At 71.9% G+C, this 18,828-nt stretch carries 17 protein-coding genes; 8 read left to right on the top strand and 9 right to left on the bottom strand.

From position 1 onward, the window contains the following. Nucleotides 1-202: 202 nt before the first annotated feature. Nucleotides 203-2,638 carry a LuxR family transcriptional regulator gene (locus EUA06_RS14140; RefSeq protein WP_129476903.1) on the top strand — a complete coding sequence of 812 codons (2,436 nt, stop codon included), beginning with the start codon at nucleotides 203-205 and terminating at the stop codon, nucleotides 2,636-2,638. Between the two features lie 62 nt (nucleotides 2,639-2,700). Further along, entirely contained in the window at nucleotides 2,701-3,162 is a 462-nt protein-coding gene (locus tag EUA06_RS14145) for a VOC family protein (protein WP_129476905.1), read from the top strand. Nucleotides 3,163-3,166: 4 nt separating this feature from the next. Here the strand turns inward: EUA06_RS14145 and EUA06_RS14150 are convergent, their stop codons facing one another. Together EUA06_RS14150 and EUA06_RS22755 are read right to left on the bottom strand one after the other, a co-directional pair. Then, nucleotides 3,167-4,960 carry a 3-hydroxyacyl-CoA dehydrogenase family protein gene (locus EUA06_RS14150; protein WP_129476907.1) on the bottom strand — a complete coding sequence of 598 codons (1,794 nt, stop codon included), beginning with the start codon at nucleotides 4,958-4,960 and terminating at the stop codon, nucleotides 3,167-3,169. Between the two features lie 46 nt (nucleotides 4,961-5,006). Further along, a complete protein-coding gene (locus EUA06_RS22755) occupies nucleotides 5,007-5,987 on the bottom strand; it encodes a hypothetical protein (protein WP_207208354.1) in 981 nt (326 codons plus the stop codon). Between the two features lie 38 nt (nucleotides 5,988-6,025). Between EUA06_RS22755 and nucS the strand changes: the two genes are divergently transcribed. Both nucS and EUA06_RS14165 read left to right on the top strand, forming a co-directional pair. Continuing rightward, nucleotides 6,026-6,715 carry an endonuclease NucS gene (gene nucS / locus EUA06_RS14160; protein WP_129476909.1) on the top strand — a complete coding sequence of 230 codons (690 nt, stop codon included), beginning with the start codon at nucleotides 6,026-6,028 and terminating at the stop codon, nucleotides 6,713-6,715. Nucleotides 6,716-6,725: 10 nt separating this feature from the next. Then, nucleotides 6,726-6,992, top strand: coding sequence for a hypothetical protein (locus EUA06_RS14165; protein ID WP_129476911.1), 267 nt, complete (start codon nucleotides 6,726-6,728; stop codon nucleotides 6,990-6,992). Between the two features lie 357 nt (nucleotides 6,993-7,349). Here the strand turns inward: EUA06_RS14165 and EUA06_RS14170 are convergent, their stop codons facing one another. Beyond that, nucleotides 7,350-7,958: a 3'-5' exoribonuclease domain-containing protein gene (locus tag EUA06_RS14170; protein WP_129476913.1), complete on the bottom strand. Its 609-nt coding sequence runs from the start codon at nucleotides 7,956-7,958 to the stop codon at nucleotides 7,350-7,352. A 17-nt stretch (nucleotides 7,959-7,975) separates the two neighbouring features. Between EUA06_RS14170 and EUA06_RS14175 the strand changes: the two genes are divergently transcribed. Then, nucleotides 7,976-8,425 (top strand): DUF952 domain-containing protein, encoded by a 450-nt coding sequence (locus tag EUA06_RS14175; RefSeq protein WP_207208355.1) that lies wholly within the window; start codon nucleotides 7,976-7,978, stop codon nucleotides 8,423-8,425. 2 nt (nucleotides 8,426-8,427) lie between these two features. Here EUA06_RS14175 and EUA06_RS14180 read toward each other — a convergent pair whose 3' ends face one another. The 5 genes from EUA06_RS14180 to EUA06_RS14200 all read right to left on the bottom strand — a co-directional run bounded on the left by EUA06_RS14180 (nucleotide 8,428) and on the right by EUA06_RS14200 (nucleotide 12,639). Continuing rightward, on the bottom strand, nucleotides 8,428-8,661 hold the full coding sequence (locus tag EUA06_RS14180) for a hypothetical protein (protein ID WP_129476915.1): 234 nt from the start codon (nucleotides 8,659-8,661) through the stop codon (nucleotides 8,428-8,430). 47 nt (nucleotides 8,662-8,708) lie between these two features. After that, nucleotides 8,709-9,320, bottom strand: coding sequence for a histidine phosphatase family protein (locus EUA06_RS14185; protein WP_129476917.1), 612 nt, complete (start codon nucleotides 9,318-9,320; stop codon nucleotides 8,709-8,711). After that, nucleotides 9,313-10,218, bottom strand: coding sequence for an FAD-dependent oxidoreductase (locus EUA06_RS14190; protein ID WP_129476919.1), 906 nt, complete (start codon nucleotides 10,216-10,218; stop codon nucleotides 9,313-9,315). The genes EUA06_RS14185 and EUA06_RS14190 overlap by 8 nt, the downstream gene beginning before the upstream one ends. Nucleotides 10,219-10,251: 33 nt before the next feature. Next, a complete protein-coding gene (locus EUA06_RS14195; RefSeq protein WP_129476921.1) occupies nucleotides 10,252-12,258 on the bottom strand; it encodes a protein meaA in 2,007 nt (668 codons plus the stop codon). Nucleotides 12,259-12,330: 72 nt separating this feature from the next. Continuing rightward, complete coding sequence (locus EUA06_RS14200; RefSeq protein WP_129476923.1) at nucleotides 12,331-12,639, bottom strand: STAS domain-containing protein; 309 nt, start codon at nucleotides 12,637-12,639, stop codon at nucleotides 12,331-12,333. A 163-nt stretch (nucleotides 12,640-12,802) separates the two neighbouring features. Here EUA06_RS14200 and EUA06_RS14205 point away from each other — a divergent pair, with 163 nt between their 5' ends. Beyond that, complete coding sequence (locus tag EUA06_RS14205; protein WP_129476925.1) at nucleotides 12,803-13,396, top strand: cob(I)yrinic acid a,c-diamide adenosyltransferase; 594 nt, start codon at nucleotides 12,803-12,805, stop codon at nucleotides 13,394-13,396. Between the two features lie 58 nt (nucleotides 13,397-13,454). After that, entirely contained in the window at nucleotides 13,455-16,598 is a 3,144-nt protein-coding gene (locus tag EUA06_RS14210; protein ID WP_129476927.1) for a DEAD/DEAH box helicase, read from the top strand. Nucleotides 16,599-16,610: 12 nt separating this feature from the next. Here EUA06_RS14210 and EUA06_RS14215 read toward each other — a convergent pair whose 3' ends face one another. After that, nucleotides 16,611-17,780: an MFS transporter gene (locus tag EUA06_RS14215; protein ID WP_129476929.1), complete on the bottom strand. Its 1,170-nt coding sequence runs from the start codon at nucleotides 17,778-17,780 to the stop codon at nucleotides 16,611-16,613. A 64-nt stretch (nucleotides 17,781-17,844) separates the two neighbouring features. On the opposite strand from EUA06_RS14215, the gene EUA06_RS14220 reads away from it, so the two are divergent. Then, complete coding sequence (locus EUA06_RS14220) at nucleotides 17,845-18,822, top strand: LacI family DNA-binding transcriptional regulator (protein WP_207208356.1); 978 nt, start codon at nucleotides 17,845-17,847, stop codon at nucleotides 18,820-18,822. Nucleotides 18,823-18,828 lie beyond the last annotated feature (6 nt).

The raw sequence follows: 18,828 nt of genomic DNA on the forward strand, positions 1-18,828 counted from the left end.
ACACACGAACAGGCCGCGCATCGACCCCCGACGATGCACGGCCTGTTCGGAGAAGCGGCCGGTGGTCGCGGGACCCTCCCCTGTGCGGTCCCGCCACCTCGCGGCGTGGGACAAGACTCCCCCGGACGGGTGTTGCCCGGCATCCGTAGTCCTACCTAACTCATTCTCCGACTCATCGGCGCATCAGCGATAGGTTCGTCCCGTGCTCTCTCCGTGCCTGGGTCGTGACGACGTCCAGCGCGCGCTGAGGGAGGCGCTCGACGAGTCGCGGTGGGTGACGGTCGTCGGCCCTCCCGGCAGCGGCAAGACGTTGATCGTGCGCCACGTCGCGGCCGGGTCGCAGACGTCGTGGGTCGACGCGCGCAACCTGCGTACGCTCGACGACCTCCTCGTCGCGGCGCTCGAGAGCCTCGACTCGGAGACCGCCCCCGGCGACTCGCTCACCGGTGCCCTGGGCCGCGCCGTCGACGGCCGCGACTGCCTGCTGGTCCTCGACGGGCTCGACCTCGACGCGACCGAGGCCGGCCCCATGCTCCAGAGCATGCTGGACGGCACGACCGACGCTCGCGTCGTGGTGACCGCGCTGACCACGGCCGACCAGCCCGACGAGTCGATCGTGCGGGTCGGCCCGCTCCCCGTGCCCTCGCACCACTCGCCGCTCGAGGGCCCCGCCGTCGAGCTGTTCCTGCGCCGCATCCGGTCCGCGGGCGGCCAGCCGGTCGACCTCGCCCAGCAGGACCGGGAAGTACGTCGCCTGCTGCGGGCCACCGGTGGACTGCCGCTCCTCATCGAGCAGGTCGCCGTGCAGTCGGCCCTCGTGGGGCTGGGCAACGCGATGTCCACCGTCAGCCTCGACCAGGCCGTCGACTCCGCCCACGACCTGCTCGACGACGGCAGCGCCACCGCCCTGCGCCGGATCGGACTGCTCGGCTTCCCCATCGGGCTCGGCGTGCTCGCCCGCGTGCTCGACCAGCCCGCGCATCGCGCCGCCGAGGTCGCGGGCAACCTCGTGCGCCGCAGCCTCGTCGAGGTCGACGCCGACGGCCGCTTCGACATGCTCTCCCCCATCCGCGGGCGCGCCCGCGCCCTTGCGCGGCCCGAGGACGTCGCGGCCGTCGAGGCCGGCCTGCTCGCGTGGGCCGACGACCACGCGCCCGAGCACGACAACTACGGGGCCGCCGACGCCGACTGGCTCACGGACCTGCCGGCGATGCGGCACGCCGTGCTCACCGCGTGCGCGAAGCCGGAGACGCGCGACGAGGGCTACTCGGTCGCCAACCGGATCTTCTCCTCGCTCTACACCTCGATGCGCGCGCGTGAGGCCGTCGAGATCCTCGAGGCAGCCGTGGCGAGCGGCGACGGTCCGCCGGCGATCGGCGCGCAGATCGCTCGGCGCGCCGGGATCGCCGCCTCCGAGATGCGCGGCACCTACGAGGGACTCTGGTTGCTGGACCGCGCCGACGAGCACGCGTCGTCGGCTCCGAGGCCGGAGGAGCAGCTGGCGAAGACCGCCTCCATCCGGGCCGAGATGCACCTCGACGCCGGTGAGATGGAGCTCGCCGAGCGCGAGGCGCGGCGTGCGCTCGACCTCGACCCCGAGGGCTCGATCCGGCGACAGGCCACCCGCACCCTCGCCGACGTCTTCACCTCCCAGGGCCGGTTCGCCGAGGCCGCTCAGGCGGCCGGCGACGCCCTCCCGGCGCGGATGAGCCGCGACGAGCGCTGGATCGACCTCTCCGCCCGCACCCTCCTGGCCCGCATCGCGCTGGAGCAGGGCCGCATCGCGGAGGCGGTGGCGGGCACCCGTGCGGTGGTGATCGAGGCCCGCGAGCTCGCCGAGGACCGGGTCGGCCTGCTGGCCGAGACCCTCCTGCGCGGTCTCGACCCCACGTGGCAGGCGACCGAGGTCGACCGGCAGAGCCTGCCGTGGGCCGTACGGCTCCCGGTCCTCGCTCAGGACGGACGCGACCTGCTCAACCGCGGCGAGCTGCGCCAGGCCGCGGGCCTGGCCGCCGACGTGGTGGCGCTGGCCGACTCCGCCCGCCTTGGGCGAGACAGCGTCGAGGCCCGACTGCTCCTCGGTCGGGCGCTGGTCGGCCTCGGTGACCTCGACCAGGCCACGACGACGTACCTCACCGCTCTCGAGCACTGCCGCACGATGCGGCTCCCGCTGCGCGCCGCCGACGTCCTCGACGGCCTGGCCGGCGTCGCCCGTGAGCGCGAGCTCCCCGAGGCGCGGGGACTCGCCGCCGCTGCGTTCGCGCTGCGCACGCCGCGGATGGCGGTGCGGTGGGGCTACTCGGCCGACTACGACGTCGTGCCGGCGGGCAGGACGCCCGCGGGGTGGATCGACGGCGACGACCTGTCCGCCGAGTCGGTCACCCTGATCACCGCCGTGTTCAACCGACCCGCTTCGGCACCTCCGTCGGTGCTCGACCAGCTGACGGCCGCCGAGCGCCAGGTCGCCGAACGGGTCGCCCACGGCCTGACCAGCCGGGCGATCGCCGAGGAGCTCTTCGTCTCCCCGCGCACGGTCGACGCCCACCTGACCCACATCTACCGCAAGCTCGACATCAACACGAGGGCGCGGCTCGCCGGCCTGGTGACCGAGCAGTCCCACCTGCGCGCCAACGCCTGAGTCCGTACGTCGCCGGGTCCGGCGGGAGCCCGCTGTCGGTGGGTCGCGGCAGGATGCTCGGCATGAGCCGGACGATCCAGGTGACCTTCGACGCCCACGACCCCGAGACGCTGTCCCGCTTCTGGGCGGCCGCACTGGGCTACGTCAACCCACCCCCGCCGGGACGGGAGGTCGCGCCCGGGCAGGACGTCTTCGCCGCGTGGCACGACTTCCTCCGCGAGGTCGGGGTGCCCGAGTCGCAGTGGAACTCCTCGTCCGCCGCGCAGGACCCCGACGGCGACGGGCCGCGGCTCTTCTTCCAGCGGGTGCCCGAGGACAAGGCCGCGAAGAACCGGGTGCACCTCGACCTCCGCGCCGCTCCCGGGCTGGAGGGCGACGAGCGGATGGCGGCCCTCGAGGTCGAGTGCGAGCGGCTGGTCGGGCTCGGGGCCACCCGGGTCGAGCGGCACGAGCCCGCCCCGCCGATGTCGGGCGGTCACATCGTCATGACCGACCCCGAGGGCAACGAGTTCTGCTTGGACTGATGGGTCAGCGGGCGCTGTAGTCGCGGAAGCCGCGCCCGGCCTTGCGACCGAGGTAGCCGGCCGTGACGAGGTGCTCCAGCAGCGGCGCCGGGGAGAAGCCCGGCTCGCGGAACTCGAGGTAGAGCTCCTTCTGGATCGCCAGCGACACGTCGTTGCCGACGACGTCGAGCAGCTCGAACGGACCCATCGGCAGCGCACAGCCGAGCTTCATCGCGAGGTCGATGTCGTCAGCGGTGGCGTAGTGCGCCTCGAGCATCTTCACCGCGTCGTTGAGGTAGGGGAACAGCAGCGCGTTCACGATGAAGCCGGAGCGGTCGCCGCAGCGCACGGCGACCTTGCCCACCTTGTCGCACAGGGCCAGCACGGTCTCGGTGACCTTCTCGTCGGTCGCCACCGTGGAGACCACCTCGACCAGCTTCATGATCGCGGCCGGGTTGAAGAAGTGCATGCCGATGACGTCCTGCGGCCGCTTGGTCACCTTGGCCATCGCGATGATCGGCAGCGACGAGGTGGTGGTCGCGAGGATCGCACCCGGCTTGCAGATCTCGTCGAGGTTCTCGAAGAGGGTCGTCTTGATCGCCAGGTCCTCGGCGATGGCCTCCACGACCAGGTCGACGTCGCGGAGGTCGTCGAGCGAGGTGGTGCCGCGCACGCGACCGAGCACCTCGGTCTTCTGCTCCTCCGTGGCGCGCCCGCGCTGGATCTGCTTGTCGAAGTTCTTGGTGATGGTCGCGACGACTCCGTCGACCTTGTCCTGGCCGCGGCCGGTGAACAGCACGTCGTAGCCCGCCTTGGCGAACACCTCGACGATGCCCGCGGCCATCGTGCCGGTGCCGACGACTCCGACGGAGCGGATGTCGTGGTGCAGGCGCGGCTTGTCGTCCTCGCTCGGCGTCTGGGCGTCGTCGACGACGACGGGGCTGTCGGGGGCCTCGTAGGTGTAGAAGCCGCGGCCCGACTTGCGACCGAGCAGGCCGGCGGTGACGTACTGCTTGAGGATCGGCGCGGGCGCGTGCAGCCGGTCGCGTCCCTGCTTGTACATCGTGTCGAGGATCTCGTAGGCGGTGTCGAGCCCGATCAGGTCGAGCAGCGCGAGCGGACCCATCGGGTAGCCGCAGCCGAAGCGCATGGCGGCGTCGATGTCCTCGCGCGAGGCGTACTTCCCCTCGTACATCGCCACGGCGTGGTTGAGGTAGCCGAAGAGCAGGGTGTTGGCGATGAAGCCGGCCTTGTCGCCGCAGACGACCGGGTTCTTGCCGAGGTCGCGCAGCACGCCCTGCACCTGCTCGAGCACGGCCGGCTCGGTGACGACGGTGCGGATGATCTCCACGAGGTTCTGCACGGGCGCCGGGTTGAAGAAGTGGACGCCGATGACGCGGCCGGGCTTGGAGTTGGCCGTCGAGATCTCGGTGACGCTCAGCGAGGAGGTGTTGGTCGCGAGGATCGCGTCGTCACGGACGATGCCGTCGAGCGAGGCAAAGATCGACTTCTTGATCGCCAGCGACTCGACCACGGCCTCGACGACGAGGTCCGCAGCGGACAACGCCGTCATGTCGGTCGTGAGGGTGATCCGGCCGAGCAGCTCGGACTGCTGGTCCTCGGTCATCTTCTCGCGCTTCACCGCGCGGCCCGTGGAGTGCTCGAGGTGCTGGCGACCGCGCTCGACACCGCCGTCGTTGACCTCGACCCCGATCACGCTGTAGCCGTTGCGCGCGAAGACCTCGGCGATGCCGGCGCCCATCGTGCCGAGGCCGATCACGCCGACGGTGGAGAACTCGCGAGTAGCCGTGTCAGTCATGGACGCATGCTCCCACGACCACCTGCGGCCCGGGGTGTGGGAACCGTCACTCCGCCGCGTGGTCGGAAGGGGGTGCGGGAGGGCGTACGACGACCACCTCGTCGCCCGGCCGGACCGTCCCGGGGCGCACCACCTTGGCGCACAGCCCGCGGAGCCGGCGCGGCTTGCCCTCGGGGCCGTTCACGAAGGTCATCGCGTCCTTGCCGAAGCGCGCGATGAACTTCCCGCAGCCGTTGTGCGGCACCTCCGTGACGACGATGACCGCGCCGTCCGGGCCGCCGATGTGCAGCTCGCTCCACGCGGGGAGGTTGTCGTGGGACAGGTCGAGGTCGACGTACATCTGGTCGCCGGCGAGCTCGTCGCGCTCGGGGTCCTGGGCCAGGAACTGCACGAGCCCGTGGTGCATGACGTTGAGCTGCATGTCCGGGTCGGGCGCGCCGTCCGGCATGTGCCGGGTCGCGCGGGTCGACCAGCTGTCGCCGACCAGGCCCTCGGTGACATCGAGGTGACCGACGTGGAGGACCTCGCGCTGGCCGGGCACGGGCCGGCGGATCACCGCCTTCACCGTGCCGACGTCACGCGGCGCGTCGAGCGTCGCGACCCAGGCGTCGAGCTCGGCGGCCGTGCGGTGCGCGCGCAGCACCCGGCGGACCAGCACCCGGCCGGGCTGGTCGGCCACCCCGAGCAGCGGGCGCGGGACCGGCTCGCCCTCGGGGATCTCCGTGAAGCCGAGGTCGGCGTACGTCGCCGCCTCCGCACCGGCGTACGGCGCTGCGGTGAGCTGGCCGAGCCCGCGGGCCGAGAGCCGCTCACAGACCGCCTCCACGAGCGCGCGGGTGTTCGTGCCGCCGAGGTCGGCGCCGACGACGATCGAGTCGAGGTGCGCGAAGCCGTCGAGCAGGTCCACGCGGATGTGCCCGACCGGCGGGTCGCCGATGACCATCACCAGGCCGGGACGCGACGCCTCGTGGGTCAGGTCGAGCTGGGCGAGGTCGCGGCGCAGCGCGGGGCGCACGTGGTCGGTCACGGGGTCACTGTAGATTCGCCCGTCGTGAGGCTGCATTCATGAGGTTGGTCGTGGCGCGCTGTCAGGTGGACTATGCCGGGCGGTTGACCGCCCACCTCCCGCTCGCGACGCGCGTGCTGATGCTGAAGTCGGACGGGTCGGTGCTGATCCACTCCGACGGCGGCTCCTACAAGCCGCTCAACTGGATGTCGCCTCCCTGCACGGTCAAGGAGGGCGTCGACGAGGACGGCCGCCCCGAGTGGGTCGTGACCGCCGGCAAGACGGACGACACGCTGCGCATCCTCATCGACGAAGTCCTCCACGACACCTCCCACGACCTCGGCGTGGACCCCGGCCTGCAGAAGGACGGCGTCGAGAAGCACCTCCAGGAGCTGCTCGCCGAGCACCCCGCCACCCTCGCGGACGGCCTCACGCTCGTGCGCCGTGAGTACATGACGGCCATCGGCCCGGTCGACCTGATGTGCCGTGACGCCGACGGCCTCTCCGTCGCGGTCGAGATCAAGCGCCGCGGCGAGATCGACGGCGTCGAGCAGCTCACCCGCTACCTCGACCTGCTCAACCGGGACCCCGCCCTGACCCGCAAGGGGGCCGTGCGCGGCATCTTCGCCGCGCAGGAGATCAAGCCCCAGGCCCGCGTCCTGGCCACCGACCGCGGCATCGCCTGCGCCCTGGTGGACTACGACGCGCTCCGCGGGATGGACGACGGCGCGGAGCACCGGCTCTTCTGAGCGACCTGCCATGACGAGGTCGATCTGGCCGAACACGCCGGGGTGGACGGTGCTCGGCGGGAGGGCCGAGGGCGACGCCGTCCCGGACCTGCCACTCGACCTCTGGGACGTCGCATGGCGGACGACCGACCAGTCGATCCTGGTCTCCGACCCGATCTACGGGCGCCGGCTCGCGCTGTCAGTGTGCGAGCACGAGTCCGACGGTCGCGTGACGCGGTTCGCAGTACGCGAGGTGTCCAACGGGATGTACCTCTTCGCCATCCCCTCGGCCGGATGATCGTGGAGGATCCGCGCCACCTGATGACTCGGGTCCTCCACGATCCCGGTCGGCCCTCCTCGGCGGCACGACCGCACTGGGTGGCGGCACATGACATCGCGCTCCTGGCGGCATAAGACACTGCCCGGCCGTCCGGGTGGCGGCGTACGACATGCCGGACGCCGCCGCGGATGTCGTACGCCGCCACCCAGTCCGCGGCGCATGGTGTAAGGGTGGCGGCACATCGCAGCCAAGGCCCCCTACCCCTCGCAACCTGCCGCCACCGCCAGTACTCAGGCCGAGAAGGTGGCGGCACATCGCAGCCAGACCCCCGGACCTAACGCAATCTGCCGCCACCCCGGCGGGGGGTGGCACGCGTCAGCCGCGCGCCTGCCCCCGCCGCATGACCTCGACGAGCAGGTTGGCGTAGCCGCGGGCGTCGTCGATGGCGCGGTGGGTGTGCTCGACGTCGCCGAACCACTCGCTGGGCAGGTCGTGGACCGAGAAGGTGGCCCAGTCGCCGCCGGTGACACCGCAGGCGAGGCTCTTGAGGCACAGGCCGGGACCGTGGAAGAGCGGGTCCTCGTCGTAGAGCGCCGGGCAGACGGAGTACGTCGTGAAGCGGCGCAGGTAGTGGTCGACGTACGGCCCGTCGAAGCCGAGCGGGGAGGCGACGAGCTCACGCTCCGGACCAAGCCCCTGCACCCACGCCACGAAGGCGGCCATCACCTCCGGCACCGGCTGCGGGTCGGCCGTCGCCGCCGCGAGCACCTCCGGCGGCTGCGACTGCCACCACGACCAGGTCTCCGGATGGGGCTGCGCGCCGGGGAGCGGCTCGAGCACCGCCTCGAACTCCCCGACCTGCTCCCCCGCCGCGGTCACCGCGACCGATCCGAAGGACAGCATGGAGTTCGCCCCCGGCGTGAAGCCGTCGACCTCGATGTCCGTCACGACGTACACGCGCTCAGCGTTCGTCGACCCCGTCATGTCGTTACCCTCGCACGGTGACCGACCCGGCCCCCGACCGCATCTTCCACATCGCCACCGCGGCCGACTGGCGCCGGACCCTGGGGACTGGGACCTACACGACCTCCACCGTCGGCCGGACGCTCGACGAGGAGGGCTTCATCCACGCGAGCCGGCGCGACCAGGTGCAGGGCGTGTTCGACCGCTACTACGCCGGTCTGGGCGAGGACCTGGTGCTCCTCACCATCGACCCGGCGCGACTGGTGGAGGCCGAGGTGCGGGTCGAGGCCGTCGGCGACGACACCTACCCCCACGTCTACGGACCCATCAACCGCGCCGCGGTCATCGACGTCGTGCCGCTTGACCGGAGCGGCGGCGCGGAGACGCTGCTGTCGCTGTGGCTCAAGGGGATGGCCGTACGCATGGGCATCGCGATCGCGGTGATGGTCGCGATCGCCGTGGTGGTGCTCGCCCTCCAGCAGATGTGAGGTCAGGCGGCCTTCGTGCCGGCCTTCTTCGCCTTCTTGGGCCGGGCGACCTCGACCTTCACCAGCTTGCGCTTCTTGACCGTGTAGCCGGACGGGAGCGTGCCCTCCTGCAGCATCCGCAGCGGGCAGCGGTTGCACTTGGGGGTGTCGACGCAGCACTTCTTCTTGGGCAGCTTGGCGACCTTGCCGGCCTTCGCGGCCTTGCCTGCCTTCTTCGAAGCGCTCTTGGAACCCACGCGCGCAGCGTACAGGAAGACTTAGGCAAGGCTAACCTCGTCCCACGTCAGGTCAGTGGGGTGTCGGCCCAGCTCCGGCAGGCCCAGCCGTCCGCGTCGGCCTCCATCGCGACCACGCCGCAGTGGGGCATCGGCTTCTCGTGACCGTGGGTCGGCGGGAGGTTCGTCGCGAGCGCGGGCAGCGCCAGGCACATCACCCCGCCGTGGCTGATCACGAGCACGGACTCGCCACGGTGCTCGTCGGAGACCTCGTCGAGGACACCCGTGTAGCGCTCGACCACCTCGTCACCCGTCTCGCCCCCGGGGATCCGCGCGGCCAGGTCGCCGGCGAGCCACGACGCGAAGGTCTCGGCGAAGGGATCGGGCACCCCGGTCGTCCCGGCTGCGTCGCCGACGCCGAACTCCCGGAGCCCCTTCCGCACGACCACGTCGACGCCGAGGATGCCCGCCACGATCTCTGCCGTCTGCACGGCACGCGCCATGTCGCTGGCCCAGACGCGGGAGATCCGCTCGGGGGCCAGGGTCGCTGCCAGGTCCTTGGCCTGCTGCCGCCCGAGCGGGCTGAGCCAGCCGCCCGCGTCGCTCAGCAGCTCGCTCTCGTAGAGGGCCTCGCCGTGGCGGGCCACGAACACCCGGGCGGCGCACTGGAGGTCAGTCACCGGCCAACCCCACCACGTCGTCCGCGCAGCCCCACGACAGGGTCACTCCGGCCCCGCCGTGGCCGTAGCAGTGGATCACCGCGCCGACCCGCTCGAGGCGCACCTCGGGCCGGGCCGGGCGCAGGCCCACCTTGTGCCGGACCACGCGGGCGCCCTCGAGCTCCGGCACGAGCACCCGGGCGCGGTGCAGGACCTGCTCGGCGACCTCCGGGTCGGGCGTACGACTCCACTCCCCCTCGACGTCCGTGCCGCCCAGCACGATCTCGGCAGCCCTCGGTACGACATAGGTCAGGCCGCCTCCGTCGAGGGTCCACCGGTCCAGGCCCACCTGCTCCACCACCACGACCTGGCCGCGCACGGGCGTCACCGACGGATCGGCGCCGAAGTGGCGTGCTCCGAGGCCGGTCGCGTTGACGACGAGGCTGCCGTCGTCCGGGAGCGCGGACAGGTTCATCCGCGTGAGCGTGCCGCCGAGCTCCTCGATCCTCGAGACCAGCCACCTGAGGTGCACGGGCATGTCGATCACGGGCGCGACGAAGGTCCAGCCGTCGGCGTAGCCCGGCGGCAGCGCCGTCTCGCGGTCCAGCGCGGGGACGGCCGTCCGCCACCACGGGTCCGGGTGCGGCGTACGCAGCACCTCGGTGCCGGTGAGCATCCGCACGCCGGTGCGCTCATCGGCGGCGAGCCCCTCGAAGACGGCGTACGACGTCGCGGACCAGGCGGTCACACGGTCCTGCGGCAGCGCGCGGTAGGGGTACCAGAGGGCGGCCGCGACGGCCGAGGTCGTCTCGAGCGGGAGGTCGCGCGCCACGACGTCCACCCGGTGTCCCGCCTCGAGCAGACGGACGGCGCAGGACAGCCCGACCACACCGGCCCCGACCACGATCACGCGTCGCATGACGCGGAGTCTGCCAGCCGGGCGGCCGGTGGGTCAGTCGAGACCGTTGGCCTTGCGGATCACGTCGACGATGCCGCCCATGATCTCGGTGAGTCCGTAGTCCTTGGGCGTGTAGACCGCCGCGACCCCGAGCTCGCGCAGCCGGCGGCCGTCGGAGTCGGGGATGATCCCTCCGACGATGACGGGGATGTCGGACAGCCCCGCCCGCTCGAGGCCGTCGAGCACGTCGGGCACGAGCTCCATGTGCGACCCGGACAGGATCGACAGGCCGATGCAGTGCACGTCCTCGGCGACGGCCGCGGCGACGATCTGGTCGGGCGTCAGCCGGATGCCCTGGTAGATCACCTCGAAGCCGGCGTCCCGGGCGCGCACGGCGACCTGCTCGGCCCCGTTGGAGTGGCCGTCCAGGCCGGGCTTCCCGACCAGCAGCCGGAGCCGACCGCCCAGCTCCTCGCCGGTGGCCCTGACCCGCTCGCGCACGGCGGTCAGCTCGGCACCGGACTCAGCGACCGCGGCCCCGCCGACCCCGGTCGGGCCGCGGTACTCGCCGAAGACCCCGCGCAGCGTGGCCGCCCACTCCCCCGTCGTCGCACCGGCACGGGCCGCGACGAGGGTCGGCACCATCAGGTTGTCCGTGCCCGTCGCGGCCTCTGCGAGGGCTGCCAGCGCCTGCTCGACCTCGATCTCGTCGCGCTCGGCCTTCCACGCCTCGACGCTCGCGCGGGCGGTCTGCTCGGCCTCGGGGTCGGCCGCCATGATCGCGCCATCGAGGTCCGCGGTCAGCGGGGACGGCTCGGTGGACTCGTACTTGTTGACGCCGACGATGACCTCCTCGCCCGACTCGATCCGCGCGCGCCGGGCGGCGTGGGAGGAGACCAGCTCGGACTTCATGTAGTCGACGGCGGCAATCGCGCCACCCATCTCCTGCACCCGGTCGATCTCGGCCCTGGCGCCCTCGACGAGCTCGGCCACCTTGGCCGCGATCACGTGCGAGCCGTCGAAGATGTCGTCGTACTCCAGCAGGTCGGACTCGAAGGCCAGCACCTGCTGGAGCCGCAGCGACCACTGCTGGTCCCAGGGGCGCGGCAGGCCGAGCGCCTCGTTCCACGCCGGCAGCTGCAGGGCGCGAGCGCGGGCGTTCTTGGACAGGGTGACGCCGAGCATCTCGAGGACGATGCGCTGGACGTTGTTCTCCGGTTGCGCCTCGGTGAGCCCGAGCGAGTTGACCTGTACGCCGTAGCGGAAGCGCCGCATCTTCGCGTCGGTGACGCCGTAGCGCTCGCGCGTGATCTCGTCCCACAGCTGCACGAAGGCCCGCATCTTGCAGGTCTCCTCGACGAACCGGACGCCCGCGTTGACGAAGAACGAGATGCGGCCGACGACCTTCTCGAAGTCGTCGTCGGAGACCTGCCCCGCACCCTTCACCTCGTCGAGGACGGCGATCGCGGTGCTCAGCGCGTAGGCCAGCTCCTGCACGGGCGTCGCGCCGGCCTCCTGCAGGTGGTAGCTGCAGATGTTGATCGGGTTCCACTGCGGGATCTGGTGGACGGTGTAGGCGATCATGTCGGCGATCAGCCGCATGGACGCCTCGGGCGGGAAGGCGTACGTCCCGCGCGAGAGGTACTCCTTGATGATGTCGTTCTGGGTCGTGCCGGCCAGCTGGGCGGCCACGTCCTCCGGCGACATGTCCGGGTTCTGCTCCTCGGCGACCACCTGGTACATCGCGAGCATCCACATCGCCACGGCGTTGATCGTCATCGAGGTGTTCATCTCGGTGAGCGGGATGTCGGTGAAGAGCTTGCGCATCTCGCCGAGGTGCGGGACCGGTACGCCGACCTTTCCGACCTCGCCGCGGCTGAGCGGGCTGTCGGGGTCGTAGCCGGTCTGCGTCGGCAGGTCGAACGCGACGCTCAGGCCGGTCTGCCCCTTGGCCAGGTTGGTCCGGTAGAGCGCGTTGGACGCCTCGGCGGTGGAGTGCCCGGCATAGGTGCGCATCACCCAGGGGCGGTCCTTGGCGGGCCGCGCGCTGCTGTCGCTCATGGCGACAGGGTAGGGCGGTGGTTACCCGCGAGTCACCGGTGTGGACGTGTGACAGATGCCTCAGGCGCCGGATCAGGCAGTGGCGGCGGCCCGCTCGACCTCGAGAGCGTGGGCCAGCCGGGCCAGGTGCGCCATCCGGCGCACGGCAGGGCCGGGGTTGCGGATCATGAGGTGGTGGCCGTTGAGCCAGGCGTGGCGGGTGGCCACGGCGAGGAGCCGTAGGGCGGTAACGTCGATGGTGGTCACGTGCGTCATGTCGATGACGACCTCGTCGTCGGGCCCATCGAGGACCTCGTAGATCGCGGCGCGCACCTCCCACGTGCTGCGCACGTCGAAGGCACCGTGCAGGACCAGCGTGGGTCCGTCCGAGATGATCTCCATCGGGTGCTCCTCCCGACGTCCCCCGGACGTCGCTGCGTGACCTGTGTCACTCCTATGACGCCGTTGTACCCCCTCAGGTTGCATCCATGCCGGATCTCGTCGGCGAGTTGACCCCACCAGTCCCACGAGTCCCATCGCGTGACGCCCCACTAGGCTCCGCCCCATGGTCAACCTGACGCGCATCTACACCCGCACCGGCGACGCCGGACGCACCCGGCTCGGCGACATGAGCGAGACCTCGAAGAACGACCTGCGCCTCGAGGCCTACGCCAGCGTCGACGAGGGCAACGCGCACATCGGGGTCGCGCTCGCGCAGGGCGACCTGTCGGACGACGTCGTCGCCGTGCTCACCCACGTGCAGAACGACCTCTTCGACGTGGGCGCCGACTTCTGCACCCCCGTGGTCGCCGACCCGGAGTACCCGCCGCTGCGGATCGAGCAGGACTACGTCGACCGCCTCGAGGCGTGGTGCGACCACTACAACGAGGAGCTGCCGGCCCTGCGGTCCTTCATCCTCAACGGCGGCACCCTCGGCGCCGCCCACCTCCATGTCGCGCGCACGGTCGTACGCCGAGCGGAACGGGCCGGCTGGGCGGCCTGGGCCGAGCACGAGGAGTCGATGAACCTGCTGGCGATCACCTACCTCAACCGGCTCTCCGACCTGCTCTTCATCCTCGCCCGCCACGCGAACAAGGAGAACGGCGACGTGCTCTGGGTGCCCGGCGGCGAGCGCGGCGAGAAGACGACCGACGCCTGACGGCATCTGTGGATGACGGCCTCACGATGTCGGCCGACGGTGCGACGATGACGGCGCCATGGACATCCGCGACGCGCTGAACGACGCCTACCTCGCCCAGTTCTACGACGCGGGCACGATGGCGCGAGCCGCCGGCATCCTCGGCGACGTCCACCGGCTCGAGGTCGTCCACGAGTCCTCGAGCAGCCTGACCGTGACGGCCCAGGTCATCGGGTCGGCCCCGACGCCGTACGACGTGCAGTTCCATGCCGAGGTCAACGAGACGTCCGACTGGGTCTTCAGCGCCTGCTCGTGCCCCGTCGCCCGGCTGTGCAAGCACGGCGCTGCGGTGGCGCTCCGTCTGCGCGGGGCATCGCGTCCCGCCGCGGATCCCGTGTGGCGCCAGCGCCTGGCCCGGCTCAACGACGACCTGGCCCGGCGCGCCCACTCGACCTTGACGGGTACGCGCCTCGGGCTGGAGATCTCACGGCGTCCGGCCACCCGGTGGTCACGTGGCACACCCGGCGACTTCTCCATGCGCCCGATGAGACCGGGCGTCCGTGCGGGCTGGGTGCGCAGCGGCGCCGAGTGGACCGACCTGTCCGGCCCGGTGGCCCGCAGCCGCTTCGTCCCGGCGCAGGCCGACGCGCTTCAGGCCCTCCACCGCGGACTCATCGGCCTCCACACCTATCTGGCTGCCGGGGCTGCCCCGATGCTCGACGACTACGGCGACCGGCTCGTCCCGTCGCTGCGCGCGGCTGTCAGCACCGGAGTCACCCTTCTCCCCGGAGCGGGTGTGGGGTCCCTCGCTCTGACCGACGAGCCGGCGCAGGTCACCGCCGACCTGACCCGCCGGGACGAGGAGTCCGTGCTCGAGGTCCACGTCGAGGTGGGTGGGCGACGCTGGCGCGGCCACCAGGTCATGCCCGTGGGTCGTCCGACCACGACGCTGGTCCTCGTCGAAGGCGACGACGTACTGCTCACCGACCTCGTCGAGCCGTTGGACGAGGGCATCCTCGACCTCCTGCTCGGTCCTCCCGTCGTCGTCGACGCCGAGGACCTCGACCCGTTCCTCGACGCCCTCGGGCCGCTGAGCCGGCGCCTGCCGATCGGCTCGTCGGACGGGTCGCTCGAGGTGCCCGCACCCCCGCGTCCCCGTCTCCGCCTCATGGCGACCTGGCACTCCCCCACAAGCACCACCCTCGCCTGGGAGTGGGCCTACGGTGAAGCGACCTGCTCCACTGCGTCCGCGGACCCGCTCGGCGGCGTCCGCGAACTTGCGCTCGAGCACGAGATCCTCGCGACGGTTCCAGCCCACCTGTTCGCCGCCACCGCGGTCCGCGACGGCGACGCCCTGGTCCTCGCCCTCCACGACCTGCCGCACCTGCGCACCCTGACGGACGTCGACGTCGTCGAGGAGGAGCGCCCCGACTTCCGCGAGTCCACTGCGGCACCGCAGATCGCGTTCACCCTCGCCGAGGAGCAGCCCGACCACACCGACTGGCTCGACCTCGAGGTCCAGGTGAGCATCGACGGCGAGCTCGTCCCGCTGCCCGACGTGCTGGCCGCCCTGACCCGCCAGGACGAGTTCCTCGTCCTGCCCAGCGGCCTCTACGTCGCCGTCGACCGACCCGAGTTCGACCGCCTGCACGAGGTCGTCGCGCTGGCCGCCCAGCTGCGCGACGGCGAACCCGGTCGGGTGAGCGTGGGCGCCAGCGACCTCACCGTGTGGGCCGAGCTGGCCGAGCTGGGGGTGGTCGACGCGCAGGCTGCGGCCTGGGTCGAGCGGGCCACCGCGCTGCGCGACCTGGCCGAGATCCCCCAGCCCGACCCGGTCGGACTGACGACGCAGCTCCGCCCCTATCAGCTGGAGGGCTTCTGGTGGCTCGCGTTCCTGCACCAGCACGGACTGGGCGGGATCCTGGCCGACGACATGGGTCTCGGCAAGACGCTGCAGGTGCTCGCCCTGGTGCAGCACGCCGTGGTCGGAGGTGCGAGCGACCCCTTCCTCGTCGTCGCACCCACGAGCGTGGTGACCGCGTGGCGCCAGCAGGCGACCACGCACGCACCCGGGTTGCGGGTCGGCGTCGTGAGCCGGCGCACCCACGACGTCGCGGCGATCGCGCGCGACCACGACGTGGTGGTGACGACGTACGCGCTGCTGCGGCTCGAGCGCGAGCAGTTCGCTGCCCTGCACTGGGACGGGCTCGTGCTCGACGAGGCCCAGCAGGTCAAGAACCACCAGAGCAAGGCGTACGCCGCCGTCCGCACGCTCGACGCGGACTTCCGCCTGGTCGTCACCGGCACGCCCTTCGAGAACCGGCTGATGGAGCTGTGGTCGCTGCTCTCCATCGCCGCGCCGGGGCTCTACCCCGCCCCACGACGGTTCCGTGACGTGGTCGTGGGACCGGTCGAGAAGGATGGCGACGCAGCGGCGCTGGACCGGTTCCGCCGACGGATCCGACCGTTCATGTTGCGCCGCACCAAGGACCTGGTCGCCGCCGACCTGCCGCCCAAGCAGGAGCAGGTGCTCGAGATCGAGCTCGCTCCGCGGCACCGCAAGATCTACGACACCCACCTGGCCAAGGAGCGCCAGAAGATCCTCGGCCTCGTCGAGGACTTCGACCGCAACCGGGTGGCCATCTTCAGCGCGCTCACCAAGCTCCGCCAGCTGGCCCTCGACCCGGCCCTCGTCGATGCCGAGCACGACCGGGTGGGGTCGGCCAAGCTCGACCTGCTGGCCGACCAGCTCACGGAGGTCACGGCGGAGGGCCACCAGGCGCTTGTGTTCAGCACCTTCACGTCGTTCCTGCGCCGCGTACGTGAGCGACTCACGGCAGAGGGCATCGCGGCGGTCTACCTCGACGGCAGCACCCGTGACCGGGAGGCAGTGATCGAGGCCTTCCGCCGGGGCGACGCACTGGTGTTCCTGATCAGCCTCAAGGCCGGCGGCGTCGGTCTCACGCTGACCGAGGCCGACTACGTCTACGTCCTCGACCCGTGGTGGAACCCCGCCGCCGAGGCTCAGGCCGTGGACCGAGCGCACCGCATCGGCCAGGACAAGCACGTCAACGTCTACCGACTCGTCGCGACCGACACGATCGAGGAGAAGGTGATGGCGCTGAAGGCCCGCAAGGCCGAACTGTTCGCCAAGGTCATGGACGGTGGCGGGACCGCCGGCACCGGCATCACCGCCACGGACATCCGCGCGCTCTTCGACTGAGCCTGCGAGCCGTCACTCCTGACGTATCGGCGCGGCCCTCTGCTCGCGGGCCGCCGGCACGACGAGTGCCGCCGGCATCAGGAGCACCGCGACGACGAGCAGCGCCTTGAGGGTGCCGACCTCGTCGCCGACGAAGCCGAGGAACGGCGGACCGGCCAGGAAGGCGGCGTAGCCGATCGTCGAGACGACACTGACCCGTGACGCCGCGCGCCGGGGGTCGTCGGCGGCGGCGCTCATCCCGACCGGGAAGCCGAGCGAGGCGCCGACGCCCCACAGCACGATGCCCACGACGACCAGGACGGGGTTGTCGGCGAAGACGATCAGCAGCACCCCGACCCCGGCCAGCACCATGGTCCCCCAGAGCACGACGACCCGGCCGAAGCGGTCGATGAGGCCGGTGCCGGCGAACCGGCCGGCGGTCATCGCGAGCACGAAGACCGCGAAGCCGGCGACGCCGGTCGCGTGGGAGACGTCCTTGCCGTCGACGAGCGCGACGGCGAGCCAGTCGTTGGCGGTGCCCTCGGTCATCGCGAGCGCGAGCACCATCACGCCGATGAGCAGCGTGCGCGGCTCCAGCCACGCCCGCGCCGCCGACGTACGCTCCTCGTCCTCGTGGCGCTCGGGCACCGGCAGGAACGCCGGCGAGGTGCGCCAGACGAGCACGATCGACAGCACCACCACGCCGACCAGGTGCGCGACGGCGGGCACGCCGAGCTCGATCAGCAGGACGCCCAGCAGCGCACCGACGACCGTGCCGCCGCTGAATCCGGCGTGGAAGCGCGGCATGATCGTGCGGTTGAGCCCGCGCTCGACCTCGGCGCCCTCGACGTTCATCGCCACGTCCCAGACACCGATGCCGAGGCCGTAGACGAAGAGGCCGGCGACGGTGAGGGCGAGGACGTGCCCGAGGCCGAGGGCGGCGGCGAGCATCCCGACGGTCGCGGCGGCCGCGCCGATGCGGACGACCCGGACGGTGCCGAGGCGGTCGATGGTCGCGCCGGTGGTCGGCAGCGCGAGCACCGAGCCGAGCGCGATCGCGAGCAGCACCAGGCCCAGCTGGCCGTTGGTGAGGTCGAAGCTCGACCTCACCTCGGGGATGCGCGAGACCCAGCTGGAGAACACCAGTCCGTTGAGGAAGAAGGTGATCCCGACGGCGTTGCGGGCGGCGGTCAGCTCCGGCACGGCTCTCCTGGGTTCGTGTGGCGAATCGTTTCGATCGAATCGATTCGATGCTAACGTCCGTGCCGTGTCCGGATCAACTCGCAGCCCGACCCTGGCCGACGTCGCCGAGGCCGCCGGAGTGTCCCTGTCCACGGCCTCCCTGTCCTTCTCGGGCAACAAGCCGGTGTCCGAGGCGACGCGTGCCCGGGTGCTGGCCGCGGCTGCGAGGCTCGGCTACGCCGGCCCCAACCCGCTCGCCCGCAACCTGCGCCAGGGCCGCAGCGGCGTCGTCGGCATCGCGGTCGGCCCGCTCAGCACCGCGTTCCGCGACCCCGCTGCGCTGCCGATGCTCGACGCGGTCTCCGAGGTGCTCGGCGCCGCGGGCCTCGGGCTGCTCCTGATGGGCGACGACCACGCCCGGCTCCCCCTCGACGCCGTCATCTACGACATCTGCGGCCGTGAGACGTGGGCGGCGTACGACGACCTCGCCGCGCGCGAGGTGCCCCTGGTCGTCGTCGAGGGACCGGACTGGCCCGGCACGACCTTCGTCGACATCGACCACCGGGCCGGGTGCGCGGCGCTCGCGGCCCACCTGCACGAGCTCGGACACCGGCGGGTCGCCCTCCTCACCCTCGAGCCCTCCCACCCGCAGCGCGAGCGCGAGGCAGGCGTGCGCGACGTGTTCCCCGACGCCCACGTCATCGGGGCGTGCGCCAGCGACCTGGCGGCCGCCCAGGACCTCGTGGCGGCCTACCTCGCCACGGGCCCGGACGTCACCGCGGTCGTGTGCCAGAGCGACGTCCAGGCCGCCGCCGTGGTGATCGAGGCGCGGCGCCTCGGTCTGGCGGTGCCGGACGACCTCAGTGTCGCCGGGTTCGACGGTGTGGCCACGCCCTGGCTCGACGTCGAGCTCACGACCGTCGTCCAGCCCCTGGCCGCCAAGGGGCGAGCCGTCGCCGACGCAGTGCTCCGCCGCATCGACGGCGAGGACGTTGACGACGTCGTGCTCCCCGTCGAGCTCAGGATCGGCGACTCGACCGGCCCCGCCGTCGAACCCGCCTGAGGCGAG

It is taken from the genome of Nocardioides glacieisoli (assembly GCF_004137245.1).
Lineage (GTDB): Bacteria > Actinomycetota > Actinomycetes > Propionibacteriales > Nocardioidaceae > Nocardioides > Nocardioides glacieisoli.